General features: G+C 58.4%; 1 protein-coding gene and 1 pseudogene. Both read left to right on the top strand.

Features of this window, described 5'->3' with window-relative positions:
• Positions 1–838, top strand: an 838-nt coding sequence (locus ACMTNU_RS20565; protein WP_413937154.1) for a hypothetical protein, incomplete at its 5' end; no start/stop codon positions are given.
• 30 nt (positions 839–868) lie between these two features.
• A pseudogene (locus ACMTNU_RS20560) lies at positions 869–1,617 on the top strand (hypothetical protein); the annotation flags it as partial.

Genomic DNA, 1,617 nt, shown 5'->3' with positions numbered 1-1,617 from the left:
TGACAAGCCGGGAGTCATGATCGGCTCCCGGCTCATAGAAAGGACCTTTATGCAACGGCTTTCAGGGGATTTCACAGTCAAGCGCATCGTAACGGCGTACAGCGAGCAGCGAGGCGGCGTGATCGTTGAGCTCTATGAATTGCCAAACGGACAATGGCAATTCGGGAGAGGGCGAGACGCCACGACCGTGAAATCCATGGATGAAGTGGAAGAATTCGATCCCGCGACGAAAGAGGCAGTCTCGAAATGGCTGGATCGCATCAAAGCTCTGCCGTCTCCACCGGAGGCCGTGATTCAGGGAGATAAGCCTGCCTCGCTGAGCGGCGATTCATCTCGAGCGCAGCTTGAGCGGCTGATGGGGAGATTGCCTGATAGTGTCATCGATCGGCTGCTCAGCTCCATCACGCAAACCATTGAACCGATGGCCGATTCCCTGACGCAGGCATACCCGGCCAATAGCCATAGTGGTGGGTTTGGGGAAGCCGGCACGGTTCCGCCTGGCGCGGTTCCGTTCATGCTCCCCGAGGGAGCGACGTGGGCTGACCCATCAAGGCCGGAGTCTGGCTATTTCACGGTCGATCGTGAGCACACCGAAAAGGTCAGGATGCCTGACGGCTCGATCGCTGACGTCCCGGCAAAGCAGTGGCATCCGACACCACAGTTTGAGACTTTTACGCGGCAGGCTCCTGACGGCACAGACGTGTCGTCAATCGAGGCAGAAATGGACAGGGAGCGTGAACAGTTCGGGGCGGACCATGACGAGGATGCTGTGGCGGTTGGCTCAGGCAGTGGCGGTCGCGCATCATCCAGGCGTGCGTCTTCGCGCTCACGCCGGTAACGGTCGAGGAGACCGTGAGGAGACGAGACGATGCAATTTGAGTATCAGACCGAGAGCAAAGCATGGGCCACTAAGTTTCTGACGTCGAACTCCGATACCATCACGCTGGCCACACGTCCACAGAACAGTTATGGCACGCGATTTGTCGTCAAGGAATTCAGCCTGCACAATCGTTCAGGCTCGGCAGCCGTCCTGGGCATTGGAGGCAGGATTCAGCGGTCCGTCTGGACGTTCAGCGCATGGGACGATTCGGAGTATGCGGCAGGGGTCGCGTTGACCGACGAAACGGCTGACGCCCAAAACAGTACCACGGGAGACGTGAACCTCGATACCGTCGGGACCGCGAACGACGGGTTTATGATCGGGTGTGATGTGCCGTTCAACATGGTGGCCCTCATGATCTCGCAGGCCAGCACTGCCGGAACTGCCTGGGCCGCGTACTACTCGAAGGCTTCGGCTGGAACGGGATTCTCCAATAACTACACGGAGATCACGAACTTCTACGTAGCTCCTGATTTCTCATCGACTGGCGAGCAGATCATCTGGTTCGATGCTCCGGCAGACTGGCATCGCGTCTTGCCCGATACCGCCATCGTCAATCGACATGGCCAGAGCAATCTTCAGGTATTGGGCTACACGGCGCCATCGCAGTATCGGTTAGTCGTGAAATCCACGACGGCTCCGAATGCGACGAGAGGGCAACTGACGCTCGCCAATCTGGGCCATGTCGTGATGTCCACCGTCAACATTCAGGACGGCGACATCCTGACGAACATCGG

Origin of the sequence: Nitrospira sp. BLG_1 (genome assembly GCF_047338595.1) — a bacterium.
Taxonomy (GTDB): domain Bacteria; phylum Nitrospirota; class Nitrospiria; order Nitrospirales; family Nitrospiraceae; genus Nitrospira_D.
The sequence above is the reverse complement of the archived record's forward strand: the minus strand, read 5'-3'. Positions and strand labels throughout refer to the sequence as shown.